Source organism: Streptomyces sp. NPDC014991, from assembly GCF_043080665.1.
Lineage (GTDB): Bacteria > Actinomycetota > Actinomycetes > Streptomycetales > Streptomycetaceae > Streptomyces.
Window position 1 is genome coordinate 28,783 of the sequence record NZ_JBIBVY010000009.1, and the last position, 20,157, is coordinate 48,939.

The 20,157-nt window shown below is 71.2% G+C and carries 16 protein-coding genes; 12 read left to right on the top strand and 4 right to left on the bottom strand.

The annotated features are described in order from the left end of the window. Positions 1-70: 70 nt before the first annotated feature. Positions 71-862 (top strand): phosphatase, encoded by a 792-nt coding sequence (locus tag ACF1BE_RS16185; protein WP_392199670.1) that lies wholly within the window; start codon positions 71-73, stop codon positions 860-862. 91 nt (positions 863-953) lie between these two features. On the opposite strand, the gene ACF1BE_RS16190 is transcribed toward ACF1BE_RS16185, so the two are convergent. The 4 genes from ACF1BE_RS16190 to ACF1BE_RS16205 all read right to left on the bottom strand — a co-directional run bounded on the left by ACF1BE_RS16190 (position 954) and on the right by ACF1BE_RS16205 (position 4,541). Beyond that, a complete protein-coding gene (locus ACF1BE_RS16190; RefSeq protein WP_392199671.1) occupies positions 954-1,223 on the bottom strand; it encodes a hypothetical protein in 270 nt (89 codons plus the stop codon). 382 nt (positions 1,224-1,605) lie between these two features. Next, a complete protein-coding gene (tesB, locus tag ACF1BE_RS16195; RefSeq protein WP_392199672.1) occupies positions 1,606-2,472 on the bottom strand; it encodes an acyl-CoA thioesterase II in 867 nt (288 codons plus the stop codon). 36 nt (positions 2,473-2,508) lie between these two features. Continuing rightward, positions 2,509-3,666: an acyl-CoA dehydrogenase family protein gene (locus ACF1BE_RS16200; RefSeq protein WP_392199673.1), complete on the bottom strand. Its 1,158-nt coding sequence runs from the start codon at positions 3,664-3,666 to the stop codon at positions 2,509-2,511. Positions 3,667-3,944: 278 nt separating this feature from the next. After that, positions 3,945-4,541 (bottom strand): TetR/AcrR family transcriptional regulator, encoded by a 597-nt coding sequence (locus ACF1BE_RS16205; protein WP_392199674.1) that lies wholly within the window; start codon positions 4,539-4,541, stop codon positions 3,945-3,947. Between the two features lie 98 nt (positions 4,542-4,639). Here ACF1BE_RS16205 and ACF1BE_RS16210 point away from each other — a divergent pair, with 98 nt between their 5' ends. From ACF1BE_RS16210 to ACF1BE_RS16260, 11 genes are all read left to right on the top strand, one after another. Next, a complete protein-coding gene (locus ACF1BE_RS16210) occupies positions 4,640-6,256 on the top strand; it encodes a carboxyl transferase domain-containing protein (protein WP_392199675.1) in 1,617 nt (538 codons plus the stop codon). 11 nt (positions 6,257-6,267) lie between these two features. Then, on the top strand, positions 6,268-8,208 hold the full coding sequence (locus ACF1BE_RS16215) for an acetyl-CoA carboxylase biotin carboxylase subunit (RefSeq protein ID WP_392199676.1): 1,941 nt from the start codon (positions 6,268-6,270) through the stop codon (positions 8,206-8,208). 17 nt (positions 8,209-8,225) lie between these two features. Beyond that, on the top strand, positions 8,226-9,149 hold the full coding sequence (locus ACF1BE_RS16220; protein WP_392199869.1) for a hydroxymethylglutaryl-CoA lyase: 924 nt from the start codon (positions 8,226-8,228) through the stop codon (positions 9,147-9,149). 5 nt (positions 9,150-9,154) lie between these two features. After that, a complete protein-coding gene (locus ACF1BE_RS16225) occupies positions 9,155-10,315 on the top strand; it encodes an acyl-CoA dehydrogenase family protein (protein WP_392199677.1) in 1,161 nt (386 codons plus the stop codon). 229 nt (positions 10,316-10,544) lie between these two features. Next, complete coding sequence (locus ACF1BE_RS16230) at positions 10,545-11,591, top strand: ABC transporter substrate-binding protein (RefSeq protein WP_392199678.1); 1,047 nt, start codon at positions 10,545-10,547, stop codon at positions 11,589-11,591. A gap of 111 nt (positions 11,592-11,702) precedes the next feature. Next, complete coding sequence (locus ACF1BE_RS16235) at positions 11,703-12,569, top strand: siderophore-interacting protein (RefSeq protein WP_392199679.1); 867 nt, start codon at positions 11,703-11,705, stop codon at positions 12,567-12,569. A 112-nt stretch (positions 12,570-12,681) separates the two neighbouring features. Continuing rightward, positions 12,682-14,124 carry a lysine decarboxylase DesA gene (gene desA, locus ACF1BE_RS16240; protein WP_392199680.1) on the top strand — a complete coding sequence of 481 codons (1,443 nt, stop codon included), beginning with the start codon at positions 12,682-12,684 and terminating at the stop codon, positions 14,122-14,124. After that, the gene (locus ACF1BE_RS16245) at positions 14,108-15,391 is read left to right on the top strand and encodes a lysine N(6)-hydroxylase/L-ornithine N(5)-oxygenase family protein (protein WP_392199681.1); all 1,284 of its coding nucleotides are present in this window, start codon (positions 14,108-14,110) and stop codon (positions 15,389-15,391) included. The genes desA and ACF1BE_RS16245 overlap by 17 nt, the downstream gene beginning before the upstream one ends. Continuing rightward, positions 15,388-15,912 carry a GNAT family N-acetyltransferase gene (locus ACF1BE_RS16250; RefSeq protein WP_392199682.1) on the top strand — a complete coding sequence of 175 codons (525 nt, stop codon included), beginning with the start codon at positions 15,388-15,390 and terminating at the stop codon, positions 15,910-15,912. Before ACF1BE_RS16245 ends, ACF1BE_RS16250 begins: the two co-directional genes overlap by 4 nt. After that, positions 15,909-17,678 carry an IucA/IucC family protein gene (locus ACF1BE_RS16255; RefSeq protein WP_392199683.1) on the top strand — a complete coding sequence of 590 codons (1,770 nt, stop codon included), beginning with the start codon at positions 15,909-15,911 and terminating at the stop codon, positions 17,676-17,678. Before ACF1BE_RS16250 ends, ACF1BE_RS16255 begins: the two co-directional genes overlap by 4 nt. A 274-nt stretch (positions 17,679-17,952) precedes the next feature. Continuing rightward, positions 17,953-20,130: a BTAD domain-containing putative transcriptional regulator gene (locus ACF1BE_RS16260; RefSeq protein WP_392199684.1), complete on the top strand. Its 2,178-nt coding sequence runs from the start codon at positions 17,953-17,955 to the stop codon at positions 20,128-20,130. Positions 20,131-20,157: the final 27 nt, after the last annotated feature.

The window sequence follows — 20,157 nt, forward strand, 5'->3', positions numbered from 1 at the left end:
GCGGGTGACGCCCGTCCCAGCGGGCGATATGCCGAGGACGCGCGCGGGGCACTGCCCCACAATGGGAGCCATGCCGATACCCGGGACACCCAGCCGCGCCCAGCTCGTCGACCACCTGGTGAGGACCCGTATCGCGGGGGACGTCGCCACGCCCCGCGAGAACAACCTCTCCCACTACCGTCAGCTCGCCAACGGTGTCCGCAACTTCTGGTTCGGCCTGGAGCTGGGCGACCGCTGGACGGACGAGCAGGACGTGCTCGCGGTGATGGCCGAACGGGTGGGTGTCAACGACGACCCGGAGTACCGGTACGGGCAGGACACCATCGACCCCGAACTGACCGTGGACGCGCTGGAGCGCATGGCGGCGCGGCTGCGCAAGGCGGCCGAGGGGCGCCAGCGGGTGCTGTTCGCGACCGGGCATCCGGGAGGCCTGCTGGACGTGCACCGCGCCACGGCCGCCGCGCTGCGCGCCGCCGGCTGCGAGATCGTCGTCATCCCGGACGGCCTGCGGACGGACGAGGGGTATGTCATGCAGTTCGCCGACGTGGCCGTGCTGGAGCACGGGGCGACGCTGTGGCACACCCACTCGGGTGAGCCGATGCGGGCCGTTCTCACGGGACTCGAGCGCGAGGGACGCCCGCTGCCGGATCTGGTGGTCGCCGACCACGGCTGGGCGGGGTACGCGGCACAGCACGGCGTGGACTCGGTCGGGTACGCCGACTGCAACGACCCGGCGCTGTTCCTCGCCGAGTCCGAGGGGACGCTCCAGGTCGCCGTGCCGCTGGACGACCACGTGGTCAGCCCTCGGCACTACGACCCGATGACGGCGTATCTGCTGGCTCAGGCGGGACTTACGGCCTGAGTGGTGACGTGCTGACGTACTGACTGCCGACACGCCGCGTGCGGTCCGGTCGGAGAACCGGACCGCACGCCGTGCTGGTCGGGCGGGTCAGTCAGTCGCAGTCGTCGTTGTCGTGGTGACGGCCGTTGTCGTGATGACCGTTACCGTTGCCATGGTGGCGACCGTTGTGGTCGTCGTCGTCGTTGTTCCACCAGTTGTTGTGGTGGCTGTTGTAGCTGTCGTCATGACGGCTGTAGCTGCCATTGTCGTGGTGGTCCGAGGACGCCGACGCGGTGCCGGCCCCGGCGATTGCGGCTCCGCCTGCCAGCAGCAGCCCGGCCGCTGACGTCGCGACGAGTCGCCTCGTGCGTTGTGATCGCATAGGAGATACCTTCCGTTCCCATCGTCTCTCGCGGCTCCCCGCGGAGGGGCGTCACGAGGTGGATGGCCGGCGCCGCCATGACGAAGGGAAGTGACGGCGCGGTCTTCGGATGTCACCGCTGCGTCATGAGCGGCACGACGCTTTCGCCGACGCCTGCAGCCCACCCGTACGTCGTGGCGCCTTCGGGTGCTGCGGCTGAGGCACGAACGTTCCCGCACCTCGCCGGCCGAGCATGCCGTTCGCTGCGGCTTTCACTCCAAGAGCCTAGTCCCCCATCCGTCACACGTCATCCGGAGCGGCGCGCCCCGCACCGCCCGGTCGCACCTTCCGGGGTGCGGACCGGCGGACCTCGCCGGGGGTCGTGGCGAGTGCCCCCGGCGGCTCAACGCGGGACGCGGACGACGCCCTCCTGGATGACGGTGACGGCGAGCCGCCCGTCCTGGGTGTGGATACGGGCCTGGCCGAGGCCACGGCCGCCGTGGGCGGAGGGTGACTCCTGGTCGTACAGCAGCCACTCGTCGGCGCGGAAGGGCCGGTGGAACCACATGGCGTGGTCGAGGGACGCCCCTACCACGTCGCCGACGGCCCAGCCGCCGCGTCCGTGCGCGAGCAGCACGGAGTCGAGCAGCGTCATGTCGGAGACGTAGGTGGCGAGGACGACGTGCAGGAGCGGGTCGTCGTCCAGCTTGCCGTTGGTGCGGAACCACACCTGGGAGTGCGGGTCGCGCGGCTCGCCGAACCGTCCGTACGGCGGTTCGTCCACGTATCTGAGGTCGATCGCCTCGCGGGCCTCGAGGAAGCGCTCCACCACCTCGGGCGCGAGGTGGCCGTAGCCGCGCAGCCGCTCCTGGGAGGTGGGCAGGCTCGCCGGGTCGGGCGCGGGCGGCATGGCCGCCTGGTGCTCCAGGCCCTCCTCGTACACCTGGAAGGACGCCGAGAGGTGGAAGATCGGCTTGCCGTGCTGGACGGCGACCACCCGGCGGGTGGTGAAGGACCGGCCGTCGCGGATGCGGTCCACGGTGTAGACGATCGGCGCGCCGGGGTCGCCGGTGCGCAGGAAGTACGCGTGCAGGGAGTGGGCGGGCCGGTCGGCGGGGACCGTCCGCCCCGCGGCGACCAGCGCCTGGGCCGCGACCTGCCCGCCGAAGACCCGGGGGACGACGGCGGAGCGGGACCGGCCGCGGAAGATGTTCTCCTCGATCTGCTCGAGGTCGAGCAGATCGAGGAGATCCTGGAGTGCCTGGCTCATGGTGTCGGTTGTACCGGCCGGCGGTTGCCGGGACCTTTACAGACCCATGTCCTTGGCGATGATCGTCTTCATGATCTCGCTGGTGCCGCCGTAGATGCGGTTGACCCGGTTGTCCGCGTACAGGCGGGCGATCGGGTACTCGTTCATGTAGCCGTAGCCGCCGTGGAGCTGGAGGCAGCGGTCGATCACGCGGTGGGCGACCTCGGTGCAGAACAGCTTGGCGGAGGCGGCCTCGGCGGGGGTCAGCTCGCCGGCGTCCAGGGCCTCCGTGGCGCGGTCGGCGACGGCCTCGGCGGCGTCCACCTCGGCCTGGCAGGCGGCCAGCTCGAACTTGGTGTTCTGGAAGTGGGCGACCGGCTTGCCGAAGACGGTGCGCTCCTGCACGTACTGCTTGGCGAACCGGACGGCGGCCTTGGCCTGCGCGTAGGCGCCGAAAGCGATGCCCCAGCGCTCGGAGGCCAGGTTGTGGCCGAGGTAGTAGAAGCCCTTGTTCTCCTCGCCGAGGAGGTCCTCGACCGGCACCTTGACGTCGACGAAGGCCAGCTCGGCGGTGTCGGAGGTCTTCAGGCCGAGCTTGTCGAGCTTGCGGCCGACGGAGTAGCCCTCGGACTTGGTGTCCACGGCGAACAGCGAGATGCCGTGGCGGCGGTCCTCGGCGGTCGGCGCGGCCGTACGGGCGCAGACGATCACCTTGTCGGCGTGCACGCCGCCGGTGATGAAGGTCTTGGCGCCGTTGAGGACGTAGTGCGTGCCGTCCTCGGAGAGCTTGGCGGTGGTCTTCATGCCCGCGAGGTCGGAACCGGTGCCCGGCTCCGTCATCGCGATGGCCCACATCTCCTCGCCGGTGACGAACTTCGGCAGGTAGCGCTTCTTCTGCTCGTCGGTGGCGAGCATCTTCAGGTACGGCAGAGCGAGCAGCACGTGCACGCCGGAGCCGCCGAACTGGACGCCCGCGCGCGAGGTCTCCTCGTAGAGGACGGCCTCGAACTTGTGGGTGTCCAGACCCGCGCCGCCGAACTCCTCGGGCACGCTGATGCCGAAGATGCCCAGTTCGCCGAGCTTGTAGTAGAAGTCGCGCGGCGCCTGGCCGGCTGCGAACCACTCGTCGTACACCGGGACGACCTCGGCCTCGATGAAGGAACGAAGAGTCTCCCGGAACGCCTCGTGATCCTCGTTGAACACCGTACGGCGCACGCCGCCACCGCCCTTCTTCGCGCCTGGACCGGCGCCGCTCTCGCGTACCTGGCTGCTCGCCCTCGGGCTTCTCCCGGCTGGGTGACGACCCGATGGCTAAGCGCTTGCTCACTCAACCGTACCGGCCGGTAGGAAACCTCGTCCAGGGGTTCGGCCGTAATGCTCGTCACGCCGTCCGTCGCCGGCGGACCGGGACACCGCCTCCGCGCGCGGTCAGGAAGGGAACCACCGCGCCGGAACCCCGTACGCCACCGCCCCCGGGGAACGGTCCCGCCCCGTCACCCCTCGGCCGCCGCCGCGAACGCGCCCCGCGCCATCCGGTGCAGCAGGGCCGCCGTCGCACCCCGGCCGGGCAGCGTGCCGGCGCGGCCCAGGTGCGGGGTGGAGTTGAGCAGACCGAAGACCGAGTGGACGGCCGAGCGGGCGGACGGCTCGGTCAGCCCCGGGTGCACCTCGCGCACCACCTCCACCCACAGCTCCACGTACTGCCGCTGGAGCTGGCGCACCATCTTGCGGTCGCTGTCGCGCAGGCGGTCCAGCTCGCGGTCGTGGAGGGTGATCAGGGGGCGGTCGTCCAGGGCGAAGTCGATGTGGCCCTCGACGAGCGAGTCCAGGACCCGGCTCGCGGGCACCCCGTCGGCCTCCGCCAGCCGCCGCCTGGCCCCGGTCAGCAGCTGGCCGCTGATGCCGACGAGCAGTTCGGCGAGCATCGCGTCCTTGCCCGGGAAGTGCCGGTAGAGACCGGGGCCGCTGATGCCGACCGCGGCTCCTATCTCGTCGACACCGACGCCGTGGAAGCCGCGCTCGGCGAAGAGCCGGGCGGCCTCCTTGAGGATCTGCTCGCGGCGGGTCGAGGCGTCGGTTCTGGTGACCATGCCGTCAATTCTAGACAGCGAGGTTAGCGGTCGTTAACCTGATGGAAATGGTTAACGCTCATTAACAGGTTCGACCACCGGGTGAGGGGAACCGCAGGATGCAGGAGGCACCGGAGCTTCGGAGCGCGGCCGATCCCGCGTCGGAGGCCTGGCGGGCCAACGAGGAGGGCCATCGGGCGCTGGTGGAGGAGCTGCGCGCCAAGCTGGCCGCGGCGGCGCTCGGCGGCGGCGAGAAGGCACGGGCGCGGCACACCGCGCGCGGCAAGCTGCTGCCCAGGGACAGGGTCGACACCCTGCTCGACGCGGGCTCGCCCTTCCTGGAGCTGGCACCGCTCGCGGCCGACGGGATGTACGACGGACAGGCCCCGGCGGCCGGTGTGATCGCCGGGATCGGCCGGGTCGCCGGACGCGCGTGCGTGATCGTCGCCAACGACGCCACGGTCAAGGGCGGCACGTACTACCCGATGACGGTGAAGAAGCACCTGCGCGCCCAGGAGGTGGCCCTCGACAACCGGCTGCCGTGCGTGTACCTGGTCGACTCCGGCGGCGCCTTCCTGCCGATGCAGGACGAGGTCTTCCCCGACCGGGACCACTTCGGGCGGATCTTCTACAACCAGGCGCGGATGTCGGGCGCCGGGATCCCGCAGATCGCGGCCGTCCTCGGCTCCTGCACCGCCGGCGGCGCGTACGTCCCGGCGATGAGCGACGAGGCGGTCATCGTCCGCGGCCAGGGCACGATCTTCCTGGGCGGCCCGCCGCTGGTGAAGGCGGCCACCGGCGAGGTCGTGACGGCCGAGGAGCTGGGCGGCGGCGAGGTCCACTCCCGGACCTCCGGGGTCACCGACCACCTCGCGGAGAACGACGCGCACGCCCTCCGGATCGTCCGGAACATCGTCGCCACCCTGCCCGCCCGGCAGTCCCCGCCCTGGGAGGTGACGGCTCCGGCCGAGCCGAAGGTGGACCCGTACGGCCTCTACGGCGCCGTCCCGGTCGACTCCCGCACCCCCTACGACGTCCGCGAGATCATCGCGCGCGTGGTCGACGGCTCCCGGTTCGCCGAGTTCAAGAGCGAGTTCGGGCAGACCCTGGTCACCGGCTTCGCCCGGATCCACGGCCACCCCGTCGGGATCGTCGCCAACAACGGCATCCTGTTCTCCGAGTCCGCGCAGAAGGGCGCCCACTTCATCGAGCTGTGCGACCAGCGCGGCATCCCGCTGGTGTTCCTCCAGAACATCTCCGGCTTCATGGTCGGCAAGGACTACGAGGCGGGCGGCATCGCCAAGCACGGCGCCAAGATGGTGACGGCGGTGGCCTGCACACGCGTGCCGAAGCTGACCGTGGTCGTCGGCGGCTCGTACGGCGCGGGCAACTACTCCATGTGCGGCCGGGCCTACTCCCCCCGCTTCCTGTGGATGTGGCCCAACGCCAAGATCTCCGTCATGGGCGGCGAGCAGGCCGCCAGCGTCCTCGCCACGGTCAAGCGCGACCAGCTCGAGGCGCGCGGCGAGGACTGGCCCGCCGAGGACGAGGAGTCCTTCAAGGCGCCGATCCGCGCGCAGTACGAGCGCCAGGGCAACGCCTACTACGCCACCGCCCGGCTCTGGGACGACGGTGTGATCGACCCGCTGGACACCCGTCAGGTCCTCGGGCTCGCCCTGACGGCCTGCGCCAACGCGCCCCTGGGAGATCCCCAGTTCGGCGTCTTCCGGATGTGAGGAGGGGAACCGTGTTCGACACAGTGCTGGTCGCCAACCGGGGCGAGATCGCCGTACGCGTGATCCGTACGCTGCGCTCGCTGGGCGTGCGCTCGGTGGCGGTCTTCTCCGACGCGGACGCCGACGCGCGGCATGTGCGGGAGGCCGACACGGCGGTGCGGATCGGTCCTGCGCCGGCCGCCGAGAGCTATCTGTCGGTGGAGCGGCTCCTGGAGGCCGCCGCCCGCACCGGCGCACAGGCCGTCCACCCGGGATACGGCTTCCTGGCGGAGAACGCGGGCTTCGCCCGCGCGTGCGAGGAGGCGGGCCTGGTCTTCATCGGCCCGCCGGCCGACGCCATCGCGCTCATGGGCGACAAGATCCGCGCCAAGGAGACGGTGCGGGCCGCCGGGGTGCCGGTGGTGCCGGGGTCGAGCGGCAGCGGGCTGTCCGATGCGGAGCTGGCCGCGGCCGCCCGCGAGATCGGTGCTCCCGTACTGCTCAAGCCGTCGGCCGGTGGCGGCGGCAAGGGCATGCGCCTGGTCCGGGACGTGAGCGCGCTGGCCGAGGAGATCACCGCCGCCCGCCGCGAGGCCCGCGCCTCCTTCGGCGACGACACGCTGCTGGTGGAGCGGTGGATCGACCGGCCCCGGCACATCGAGATCCAGGTGCTGGCCGACGGCCACGGGAACGTGGTCCACCTGGGCGAGCGGGAGTGCTCCCTCCAGCGGCGGCACCAGAAGATCATCGAGGAGGCGCCCAGCGTGCTCCTCGACGAGCGGACCCGGTCCGCGATGGGCGAGGCCGCCGTGCAGGCGGCCCGCTCGTGCGGGTACCGGGGCGCTGGGACGGTGGAGTTCATCGTCCCCGGCGGGGACCCGGACTCGTACTACTTCATGGAGATGAACACCCGCCTCCAGGTGGAGCACCCGGTCACCGAACTCGTCACCGGGCTGGACCTGGTGGAGTGGCAGCTGCGGGTGGCGGCCGGGGAACGGCTGGGCTTCGCGCAGGACGACGTGCGGCTGACCGGGCACGCGGTGGAGGCCCGGATCTGCGCGGAGGACCCCGCGCGCGGATTCCTCCCCTCCGGCGGCACGGTGCTGCTGCTGGACGAGCCCGACGGCGACGGCGTCCGCACCGACTCCGGGCTCAGCGAGGGCACCGAGGTCGGCAGCCTGTACGACCCGATGCTGTCCAAGGTGATCGCCTACGGCCCCGACCGCGAGACGGCGCTGCGCAGACTCCGCGCTGCCCTCGCGGAGACGGTCACGCTGGGGGTGCAGACCAACGCGGGATTCCTGCGCCGGCTGCTGGGCCATCCGGCGGTCGTGGCCGGCGAGCTGGACACCGGGCTGGTGGAGCGGGTCGTGGACGATCTGGTCCCCACGGACGTCCCGGAGGAGGTGTACGAGGCGGCGGCGGCCGTCCGGCTGGAGGCGCTCCGGCCGCGCGCCCAGGGCTGGGTGGACCCGTTCTCCGTGCCGAGCGGCTGGCGGCTCGGCGGCACCCCGAAACCGCCCGCGTTCCCGCTGCGGGTGGCCGAACCGGTGACGTACGGCCCGCGCGGCACCCACACCGTCACCGGGGACCGGGTGGCCGTCACCCTGGACGGCGTCCGGCACACCTTCCGCCGGGCCGGTGACTGGATCGGCCGGGACGGCGACGCCTGGCACGTGCGCGACCACGACCCGGTGGCCGCCTCCCTGACCCGGGCCGCGCACGCGGGCGCCGACTCGCTGACCGCGCCCATGCCCGGCACGGTCACCGTGGTCAAGGTGGCCGTCGGGGACGAGGTGAGTGCCGGTCAGAGTCTGCTGGTGGTCGAGGCGATGAAGATGGAGCACGTCATCTCCGCACCGCACGCCGGCACGGTCGCCGAGCTGGACGTGAGCCCGGGTTCGACGGTCGCCATGGACCAGGTGCTGGCCGTCATCGCCCCTCACGACGAGGAAGCGGAGGTGGCGCGGTGACGGCCGGTGCACTGCCCATGGTCGTACCGGCCCAGGACCTGCCCTCCCGGGTGCGGATCCACGAGGTCGGCGCGCGGGACGGCCTCCAGAACGAGAAGACGGCCGTACCCACCGCGGTGAAGGCCGAGTTCGTCCGCCGGCTGGCCGGCGCGGGCCTGACGACGATCGAGGCGACGAGCTTCGTGCACCCGAAGTGGGTCCCCCAGCTGGCGGACGCCGAGCAGCTGTATCCGCTGGTGAGCGACCTGGCCGGGGTGGCCCTGCCCGTCCTGGTCCCCAACCTGCGCGGCCTGGACCGCGCGCTGGCGCTCGGCGCCGACCGTGTCGCGGTGTTCGCCAGTGCCACCGAGTCCTTCGCGAAGGCCAACCTCAACCGCACCGTCGACGAGTCCCTGGCCGTGTTCGAGCCGGTGGTGCGGCAGGCGAAGGACGCCGGCGCGCACGTGCGCGGTTACGTGTCCATGTGCTTCGGCGACCCCTGGGAGGGGGCGGTGCCGCAGCACCAGGTGGCCCGGGTCTGCACGGCCCTGCGGGACATGGGCTGTGACGAGCTGAGCCTCGGTGACACCATCGGCGTCGCCACCCCGGGCCATGTCCAGGCACTCCTCACCCTGCTGAACGAGCGGGGCGTGCCGACCCCCGCGCTCGGTGTGCACTTCCACGACACGTACGGGCAGGCGCTCGCCAACACCCTGGCCGCCCTGCGCCACGGCGTCACCACGGTCGACGCCTCCGCGGGCGGCCTCGGCGGCTGCCCGTACGCCAGGTCCGCCACCGGCAACCTCGCCACCGAGGACCTCGTCTGGATGCTGCACGGTCTCGGCATCGAGACCGGCGTCGACCTCGGCCGTCTGACCGCCACCAGCGTGTGGATGGCCGAACAGCTGGGCCGGCCCAGCCCGTCCCGTACCGTCCGCGCTCTCTCCCACAAGGACCAGTGATCAGCATGGACCACCGTCTCAGCTCCGAGCTGGAGGAACTCCGCCGCACGGTGGAGGAGTTCGCGCACGACGTGGTGGCGCCGAAGATCGGCGACTTCTACGAGCGGCACGAGTTCCCCTACGAGATCGTCCGCGAGATGGGCCGCATGGGCCTGTTCGGGCTGCCCTTCCCGGAGGAGTACGGCGGCATGGGCGGCGACTATCTCGCGCTCGGCATCGCCCTGGAGGAACTGGCCCGCGTCGACTCGTCGGTGGCCATCACCCTGGAGGCGGGGGTGTCGCTGGGCGCCATGCCGCTGCACCTGTACGGCACCGAGGAGCAGAAGCGCGAGTGGCTGCCCCGGCTGTGCGCGGGCGAGATCCTGGGCGCGTTCGGCCTGACCGAGCCGGACGGCGGCAGCGACGCCGGGGCGACCCGTACGACGGCCCGCCTGGACCCGGACACGGACGAGTGGGTGATCAACGGCACGAAGTGCTTCATCACCAACTCGGGCACGGACATCACGGGCCTGGTGACGGTCACCGCGGTCACCGGCCGCAAGCCGGACGGCCGGCCGCGGATCTCGGCGATCATCGTCCCCGCCGGTACGCCCGGTTTCACGGTGGCGGCGCCGTACTCGAAGGTCGGCTGGAACGCCTCCGACACCCGCGAGCTGTCCTTCCAGGACGTCCGGGTCCCGGCCGCCAACCTGCTCGGCGAAGAGGGCCGCGGCTACGCCCAGTTCCTGCGCATCCTGGACGAGGGCCGCATCGCGATCGCGGCGCTCGCGACCGGCTTGGCGCAGGGCTGTGTGGACGAGTCGGTGAAGTACGCCAGGGAACGGCACGCCTTCGGCCGGCCGATCGGCGCCAACCAGGCGATCCAGTTCAAGATCGCCGACATGGAGATGAAGGCCTACACCGCCCGTCTGGCCTGGCGGGACGCGGCCTCGCGGCTGGTGGCCGGCGAACCCTTCAAGAAGGAGGCGGCGCTGGCCAAGCTGCACTCCTCCACGGTCGCCGTCGACAACGCCCGCGACGCCACCCAGATCCACGGCGGCTACGGCTTCATGAACGAGTACCCGGTGGCCCGCATGTGGCGCGACTCCAAGATCCTGGAGATCGGCGAGGGCACGAGCGAGGTCCAGCGCATGCTGATCGCCCGCGAACTGGGCCTGGTGAGCTGAGCCGGGCCTACTGACCGCATGCCGGTCCGGGCGGACGGGACGGCGGAGGCGACGCCTGCCGCACCCGGCGTGGTGCGGCAGCGGCCTGCGTCAACTCCGGCCGGTCCATGGGCGGTACGCCGGGCCGGCTGGGGAGCGCACCACCCACTGGACATCTTCTGAGGTTAGGCTAACCTACCTTCGAACTTGTCCGGCGGGCGCCCCGCCCCGTTCGAAAGCAGTCACACCCATGCCCCATGCCCGTGCCACCCGTCTCACTCGCCGCGGCCTGCTCGCCGCGGGCGGCGCCCTCGGACTCGGTGCCGCGCTCGCGGCCTGCGGGGACGACAAGGGGAAGGACACGGGCTCCGGCAAGGGGACGGCGGCCGGCGGATCCGGCCCCTGGTCGTTCAAGGACGACCGGGGCACGACCGTGAAGCTGGACGAGGTCCCGGCGAACATCGTCGCCTTCACCGGTGTCGCCGCCGCGCTGTACGACTACGGCATCCGGGTGAAGGGCGTCTTCGGCCCGACGAGGACCAGCGGCGGGAAGCCCGACGTCCAGGCCGGCGACATGGACATCAGCAAGGTGACCGTCCTCGGCAACGCCTGGGGCCAGTTCAGCATCGAGAAGTACGCCTCCCTGGCGCCGGACGTGCTCATCAGCACGATGTTCGACGACGCCGGCACCCTGTGGTACGTACCCGACGAGTCGAAGAAGAAGATCTCCCAGCTGGCGCCGAGCGTCGGCATCTCCGTGTACGACCGCCCGCTCACGGAGCCGCTCCAGCGGATGTGGGAGCTGGCCGGATCGCTGGGCGCGGACCTGAAGGCCGCCGAGGTCACCGCGGCGAAGAAGCGCTTCGAGGACGCCGCCGCCCGGCTGCGCGCCGCCGCCAGGGCCAAGCCCGGCATCAAGGTGATGGCCGCCAGCGCGAGCGACCAGCTCTTCTACGTCTCCGGCACCGACCTGTCCGTCGACCTGGAGTACTTCAAGTCCCTCGGGGTGGACTTCGTCGAGCCGCCGGCGAGTGCCAAGGCCAAGGGCGGCGGCTGGTACGAGTCGCTGAGCTGGGAGAACGTCGACAAGTACCAGGCCGACATCATCATGATGGACGACCGTTCCTCGGCCATCCAGCCGGCCGACATCAGCAAGGCCACCTGGAAGAAGCTCCCCGCGGTGAAGGCCGGCCAGGTCATCTCCCGCTCCCCGGAGCCGATCCTCTCGTACGACAAGTGCGTGCCACTGCTCACCGCCCTCGCCGAGGCACTGGAGAAGGCCAGGAAGGTCAGCTAGGGCCTCTCGTCCGGATCGTGCCGGGGAACCGCGGGCTGGTCGTGGCTCGTCGCGCGGTTCTTCCGGCGCCCCCTGCGGCACGCCGCCTCCCCGCATCCCTCAGGAGCCCCCATGACAACGGCCGTGGCCGCCCCGTTCCGTTTCTTCTCCCTCCAGGTCGTACGGACGAGGCGGCTCGGTCCGTCCCTGGTCCGGGTGACCTTCGCCGGTCCGGATCTGCACGCCTTCCACTCCCACGGCCGGGACCAGTCCCTGTCGCTGTTCCTGCCGCACCCCGGGCAGACCGAGCCGGTCGTCCCGCTGGAACTGGGCGACAGCTGGTGGCAGGGCTGGCGCGAACTCCCGGACGACGTACGGGCTGTGATGCGTTCGTACACACTGCGGGCCCTGCGGCGGGACGCCCTGGGGCAGACGGCCGAGATCGACATCGACTTCGCGCTGCACGGCGTCGGACCGGGCACCACCTCCCCCGCCGGGCCGGCCTCCCGCTGGGCCGCGCGGGCCGCCGCCGGAGACCGTGTGCTGCTGCTCGGCCCGGCCCTCGCGGACAACCGCGCGATCCGCTTCCGTCCGCCCGGGGACACCGGCCTCGTCGTGCTGTGCGGCGACGAGACGGCCGTGCCCGCGGCGACCGCGATCCTCGAGTCCCTGCCCGCCCGCACCCGGGTGCGGGCCTGGCTGGAGGTGCCGCACGCCGGGGACATCCAGGACGTGCGCACGGAGGCCGACGCGGAGGTCACCTGGCTGGTGCGGCGCGAGGGCGCGGCGGGTACGCCCGCTCCCACGGCCGTCGACGCCGTGCGGGCCGCCGGGCTCACTGGCGTCGAGCGGCCGTACGTGTGGATCGCGGGCGAGTCCGGTCAGGTGAAGGCGCTGCGGAGGCACTTCGTCACCGAGTGCGGGGTGGACCGGCGGCGCGTCACCTTCGTCGGGTACTGGCGGCGGGGGATGACCGAGGAGCAGCTCCGCGCCGTCTGACGCTCTGTCATCACCGTGACCCGGCCTCGGCGAGGCATACCCTGACCCGAGGATTTTAGGTTAGGCTAACCTAAGTTGATCCGGACGGACCGTCCCCTCGGAGGACCCCCACATGCGCTCGCACCTGCTCAATGGCCTCACCGCGGAGCACTACCGCCGCTCCGTGACCGAAGGAGTCGAGCGGGTGGCGGCCAAACTCGCCGGCACCGGGCGTCCGTTCACCGGCGTCACCGTGGACGCGCTCGCGCCCCGCATCGACGCGATCGACCTCGACCGCCCCCTGGGCGACACCTCCGCCGTCCTGGACGAGCTGGAGGACGTCTACCTCCGGGACGCGGTCTACTTCCACCACCCCCGCTACCTCGCCCACCTCAACTGCCCCGTCGTCATCCCGGCGGTGCTCGGCGAGGCCGTGCTCTCCGCGGTCAACTCCTCCCTGGACACCTGGGACCAGTCGGCGGGCGGCACCCTCATCGAGCGCAGGCTCGTCGACTGGACGGCCGCCCGGGTCGGCCTCGGACCGTCCGCCGACGGCGTGTTCACCTCCGGCGGCACCCAGTCCAACCTCCAGGCGCTGCTGCTGGCCCGGGAGGAGGCCAAGACCGGCGGCCCGGCGAATCTGCGCGTCTTCGCCTCGGAGGCGAGCCACTTCAGCGTCAGGAAGTCCGCGAAAATCCTCGGCCTGGGGCAGGACGCCGTCGTCACGATCCCCGTCGACCACGACAAGCGCATGCAGACGGTGGCCCTCGCGCACGAACTGGAGCGGTGCGCGAAGGACGGCCTGGTCCCCATGGCCGTCGTCGCCACCGCCGGCACCACCGACTTCGGCTCCATCGACCCGCTGCCGGAGATCGCCGGGCTGTGCGCCCAGTACGGCGTCTGGATGCACGTCGACGCCGCCTACGGCTGCGGGCTGCTCGCCTCGCTCAGGTACCGGGACCGGATCGCCGGCATCGAGCGCGCCGACTCGGTCACCGTCGACTACCACAAGTCCTTCTTCCAGCCCGTCAGTTCGTCGGCGCTGCTGGTCCGGGACGCCGCCACCCTGCGGCACGCGACCTACCACGCGGAGTACCTCAACCCGCGCCGCATGGTGCAGGAACGTATCCCCAACCAGGTCGACAAGTCCCTCCAGACCACCCGCCGCTTCGACGCCCTGAAACTGTGGCTCACCCTGCGCACGATGGGCGCCGACGGCATCGGACAGCTTTTCGACGAGGTCTGCGACCTGGCGCGGGAGGGCTATCAGCTGCTCGCCGCCGACCCGCGTTACGACGTCGTCGTCGAGCCCACCCTGTCCACCCTGGTCTTCCGCTACGTCCCGACGGCCGTCACCGACCCGGCCGCGACCGACCGGGCCAACCTGTACGCCCGCAAGGCCCTGTTCGCCTCCGGTGACGCCGTGGTCGCGGGCACCAAGGTGGCCGGCCGCCACTACCTGAAGTTCACCCTGCTCAACCCCGAGACCACGACGGCCGACATCACCGCCGTCCTCGACCTGATCGCCGGCCATGCCGAGCAGTACCTGGGAGAGTCCCTTGACCGCGCGTCCTGAAGCCCACCGCACCACATACGACTTCGTGGGGATCGGACTCGGTCCGTTCAACCTCGGCCTCGCCTGCCTCACCGAGCCGATCGCCGAGCTGGACGGCGTCTTCCTGGAGGCCAAACCCGACTTCGAGTGGCACGCCGGCATGTTCCTGGACGGCGCCCACCTCCAGACCCCGTTCATGTCGGACCTGGTCACCCTGGCCGACCCGACGTCGCCGTTCTCCTTCCTCAACTACCTGAAGGAGAAAGGCAGACTGTACTCGTTCTACATCCGCGAGAACTTCTATCCGCTGCGCGTCGAGTACGACGACTACTGCCGCTGGGCCGCGCACCGGCTGAGCAGCGTCCGCTTCGGCGCCACGGTCACCGAGGTGACGTACGAGGACACGGACGAGACGTACGTCGTGCGCACCGAGGCCGGTGACACCTACCGCGCCCGGCACCTGGTCCTGGGCACCGGCACCCCGCCGCACCTCCCGGACGCCTGCCGGGACCTGGACGGCGACTTCATCCACAACTCCCGTTACCTGCACCACAAGGCGGAACTCCAGCGCAAGAGATCGATCACGCTGGTCGGCAGCGGCCAGTCGGCGGCCGAGATCTACCACGACCTGCTCGGCGAGATCGACGTCCACGGCTACCAGCTGAACTGGGTCACCCGCTCCCCCCGCTTCTTCCCGCTCGAATACACCAAGCTCACGCTGGAGATGACCAGCCCGGAGTACGTCGACTACTTCCACGCCCTGCCCGAGGCCACCCGCTACCGCCTCACCGACGCGCACAAGGGCCTGTTCAAGGGCATCGACGGCGACCTGGTCGACGAGATCTTCGACCTGCTCTACCGCAAGAGCCTCGGCGGCCCGGTGCCCACCCGGCTGCTCACCAACTCCGCCCTCACCAGCGCCCGTCACGAGAACGGCACGTACGTTCTGGGCCTGCGCCAGGAGGAGCAGGAGAAGGACTACGAGCTGACCAGCGAGGGCCTGATCCTGGCCACCGGCTACCGGTACGCCGAACCGGAGTTCCTCCGGCCCGTCCGCGACCGGCTGCGCTACGACAGCCGGGGCAACTTCGACATCGCCCGCAACTACACCATCGACCACACCGGCCGGGGCGTCTTCCTCCAGAACGCCGGCGTCCACACGCACAGCATCACCAGCCCCGACCTGGGCATGGGCGCGTACCGCAACGCGTACATCATCCGTGAGCTGCTCGGCACGGAGCACTACCCGGTCGAGAAGACCATCGCCTTCCAGGAGTTCGCCGTATGACCTTCACCTTCCGTCCCGTCGACCCGCCGAAGGACGCGGAGCTGCTGCACTCCTGGGTCACCCATCCCAAGGCGGTGTTCTGGATGATGCAGGACGCGAGCGAGGCGGACGTCGAGCGCGCCTACACGGAGATCGCGGCGGACGAGCACCACCACGCGCTGCTCGGGCTGCGCGACGGCGTCCCCGCCTTCCTCATGGAGACGTACGACCCCGCGCACCGGGAACTGAGCGGGCTGTACGAGCCGCGGCCCGGGGACGTCGGCATGCACTTCCTCGTCCCGGCGACCGGCACGCCCGTGCACGGGTTCACCCGGTCCGTCATCACCGCCGTGCTCGCCCACCTCTTCCAGGACCCGGCGGTGACACGCGTCGTCGTCGAGCCGGACGTCCGCAACACGGCCGTGCACGCCCTGAACGAGGCCGTCGGGTTCGTGCCCGAGCGGGAGATCCGGAAACCGGAGAAGAAGGCCCTGCTGAGCTTCTGCACCCGCGAGCGGTTCGAGCGGGCGGTGGCCGCATGACCGTCACCGACGCCGTGGCCCACCTGTCCCCCGAGCGCTGGGAGACCGCCAACCGGCTGCTGGTCCGCAAGGCACTCGCCGAGTTCGCGCACGAGCGGCTGCTCACGCCCGAGCCGGACGGCGACGCGTACACCGTCCGCAGCGACGACGGGCACACCACCTACCGGTTCTCCGCCGTACGGCGGGCCCTGGACCACTGGCAGGTCGACGCCGGGTCCGTCACCCGGCACCGCGACGGGGACCGGCTGCCCCTGGCCGCGCTCGACTTCTTCCTCGAGTTCCGGCGGTCCCTGGGACTGAGTGACGAGATCCTGCCGGTCTACCTGGAGGAGATCTCCTCCACCCTCTCCAGCACCTGCTACAAACTGGCCAAGCCGCAGGTGACCTCCGCCGAGCTGGCCCGCGGCGGATTCCAGACCATCGAGACCGCGATGACCGAGGGCCACCCCTGCTTCGTCGCGAACAACGGACGGCTCGGGTTCGGCATCCACGAGTACCTGGCGTACGCCCCCGAGACCGCGCACCCCGTCCGGCTGGTGTGGCTGGCCGCGCACCGCTCGCGGGCCGCGTTCACGGCGGGCGCCGGCATCGCGTACGAGTCCTTCCTGCGCGAGGAGCTGGGCGAGCCGGCGGTGCGCCGCTTCCACGCCGTCCTCACCGGCCGGGACCTCGACCCCGCCGACTACGTGTTCATCCCGGTCCACCCCTGGCAGTGGTGGAACAAGCTCAGCGTCACGTTCGCCGCCGAGGTGGCCCGGGGTCACCTGGTGTGCCTCGGCGAGGGCGACGACGAGTACCTGGCGCAGCAGTCGATCCGGACGTTCTTCAACACCAGCGACCCGCGCAAGCACTATGTGAAGACCGCCCTGTCGGTGCTCAACATGGGTTTCATGCGGGGCCTGTCGGCCGCCTACATGGAGGCGACCCCGGCCATCAACGACTGGCTGGCCCAGCTGATCGAGAACGACCCGGTACTGAGGTCGACGGGTCTGACGATCATCCGGGAGCGGGCGGCCGTCGGCTACCGGCACCTGGAGTACGAGCAGGCCACCGACCGCTACTCGCCGTACCGCAAGATGCTGGCCGCGCTGTGGCGGGAGAGCCCGGTGTCCTCGCTGCGGGACGGCGAGTCCCTCGCGACCATGGCTTCCCTGCTGCACGTGGACCACCGGGGCGCCTCCTTCGCGGGCGCGCTGATCGAGCGTTCCGGCCTCGCGCCCACCGTGTGGCTGCGGCAGTACCTGCGGGCCTACTACACCCCGCTGCTGCACAGCTTCTACGCCTATGACCTGGTGTTCATGCCGCACGGTGAGAACACGATCCTCGTGCTGAAGGACGGCGCCGTGCAGCGCGCGGTCTACAAGGACATCGCCGAGGAGATCGCCGTCATGGACCCGGACGCGGCCCTGCCGCCACAGGTGCGGCGGATCCGCGTCGAGGTGCCGGACGACAAGAAGCTGCTGTCGGTCTTCACCGACGTCTTCGACTGCTTCTTCCGCTTCCTCGCCGCTCTCCTGGCCGCCGAGGGCGTCCTGTCGGAGGACGACTTCTGGCGAACGGTCGCCGAGGTGACCCGCGAGTACCAGGAGGCGAACCCGGGGCTGGCGGACAAGTTCGGCCAGTACGACATGTTCGCGCCCGAGTTCCCGCTGTCCTGTCTCAACCGGCTCCAGCTGCGCGACAACCGGCAGATGGTGGACCTCGCCGATCCGTCCGGCGCGCTCCAGCTGGCCGGCAGCCTGAAGAACCCCCTCGCGGGCCGCTGAGGCCCGGCAGGCGGACGGGCACCCCGGAGTACGGTCCTCGGGGGTGCCCGTCAACTTACTTTTCGGACAACAATATGTGACCGGAATTCTGCCGCGATACCGGGGACTTTTGCCGGGCGCCGAGTCGTTCACCAGAGTGTCAATTGCGGTAACCAGCCACTCGATCTACGATCATTCCCGATCGAGCGGTGCCGGGGATCAGAGATCACAAAGTCGAGATCACCCGGGGACATTCTGATCACGAGCTGAGCCATCACTCGGCGGCGGGGGGACCATGTCGAACCTTCGAAGTGCCGGAACGGCCACGAGCCATCGCCTCCATCCGGCAGAACCGCTGTCCGTCCGCACCCAGATCCGCACGTTCCGGCAGCGCACGGGCCTGACGCAGCGTCAGTTCGCCGAGCTGGCCGGCGTCGCCGTGCGGACCCTGCGGGACATCGAGAGCGGTCGGGTGGAACAGCCGCAGGAGCGAACCCTGCGCAGCCTGGCGGTCGTTCTCGGACTCGACGTCGACGACCTGCGGCGTTCCATGACCAATATGCGGAAACCCGCCGATCAGGACAGAGCGGGCCTGCGCATCGGGATTCTCGGCGCTCTGACCATCGAGCGCGACGGCGTCGTCAGCGAAGTGCGCGCTTTCAAACTGCGGCGCTTATTGTCCCTGCTGGCGCTCTGCCACCCCCAGCCGGCCGGACTCGACGAAATAGGCAGCACCCTCTGGCCGAAGGAGCCGCCGCGCTCCTACCAGAACCTCATCCACACCTACGTGAGCCAGGCGCGCGGGCTGCTGCGCTCCCCGGAGTCCGGCCCCGCCGGACAGGCCACCTCGTACCTGATCCGCACCCCGACCGGCTACGCGCTGTCCCTGGGGCGCGACCAGGTCGACCTGACCCGGTTCCGGGGTCTGGCGGAGAAGGCGCGGCAGGCCCATGCCGCCGGGGAGGCCAGGGCCGCCCACGAGTTCGCCTCGCTCGCCCACCACTGCTGGCGCGGCCCGATCCTGGCGGACGAGCCGGTGCTCGCCCTGCATCCGGCGGCCACGGCCGCGGTCCGCCTGCGGATCGAGAACCTGCTGCTGTACGCGGATCTCGCCCTTCGGTTCCGGCAGCCCGAGCAGGTGGTGCCGGCGCTGCGCGCCGCCGCCGAGGACGAACCGCTGCACGAGGGACTCCAGGCACGGCTCATGCTGGCGCTGGCCAGCTGCGGCGAGCAGTACGAGGCGCTGCGGGTGTTCGCCGACGTCACCCAGCGCCTCGACAGCGAACTGGGACTCCAGCCAGGACCGGAGATGCGCCAGGCCCATCTGCGGGTTCTCCAGCAGGAGCTGACCTGGCCCAGGAACGGGCTGCTGACCCGGCAGCCGGCGGACGCCCCGCGGCACGACGGGCCGGCGGCCCCTCATCCGCCGCCGGAGGTCAGGCCGTCGCAGCTGCCGGCCAGGACCCGGCACTTCGTCGGGCGCGCCGACCAGCTCCGGGACCTGGACCAGCTGTTCCTCGCCGCCGGCGAACGGGACGGACAGGTGCCGGCCGCGCTGATCACCGGGCCGCCCGGCGTGGGCAAGACGGCGCTGGCGCTGCGGTGGGCGCACCGGGTGCTCGACCGCTTCCCGGACGGGCAGCTCTACATCGACCTGCACGGCCACGCGCACCGGGGTCCCCTCGACGCCCTGGCCGCCCTGGCCTCGTTCCTGCGGGCCCTCGGCGTCCCGGACAGCAGCATCCCGGACACCCTGGACGAGGCGGCGAACCTGTTCCGCACCCGGCTGTCCGGCAGAAGGGTGCTGGTCGTCCTGGACAACGCCCGCGACGAGGACCAGATACGGCCCCTGATCCCGGGGGACGCCGGCTGCGCCGTGCTCGTCACCAGCCGCAACACGCTGCCCGGCCTGGTGGCCAGGGACGGGGTCCGGCGGGTCTTCGTGGACGCGCTCCACGACGAGGACGTGCTGGCACTGCTCGGGCGGCTGCTGGGACCGGAACGGGTCGGGGCGGAGGCGCTGGCCGCCATGGCCCTGGGCCGGTACTGCGGCGGGCTGCCGCTGATGATGCGGATCATCGCCACGCGTCTCGCGCAGCATCCCTGCCTCAGCATCGCGCAGTACTACGTGGAGTTGCAGGACGCCGGGCTCTTCCGGCGGCCCTCCGTCCCGGGGGACCTGCTGCTGTCCTCCGTCCAGACGGCCTTCGAGCTGTCCTACGCGGCGCTCCCGGAGCCGGCGCGCCGGGTGTTCCGGCTGCTCGGCCGGACCGACGGCAACAGCATCACCGCGTACTCCCTGGCCGACGCGGCCGGCATGACGCCGGCGGAGACGAGGTGGACGTTGTACCGCCTGGTCGACGCGAGTCTGCTGCGGGAGCACGCGCCCGGCCGGTTCAGCATGTCCGCCCCGCTGCTGCGGTACGCGCAGGCGCTGCTCGACCAGGACGAGGAGCGCTTCCAGACGGTCTGAGCGGCCTCGCTCCCCCGGACGCGGGCG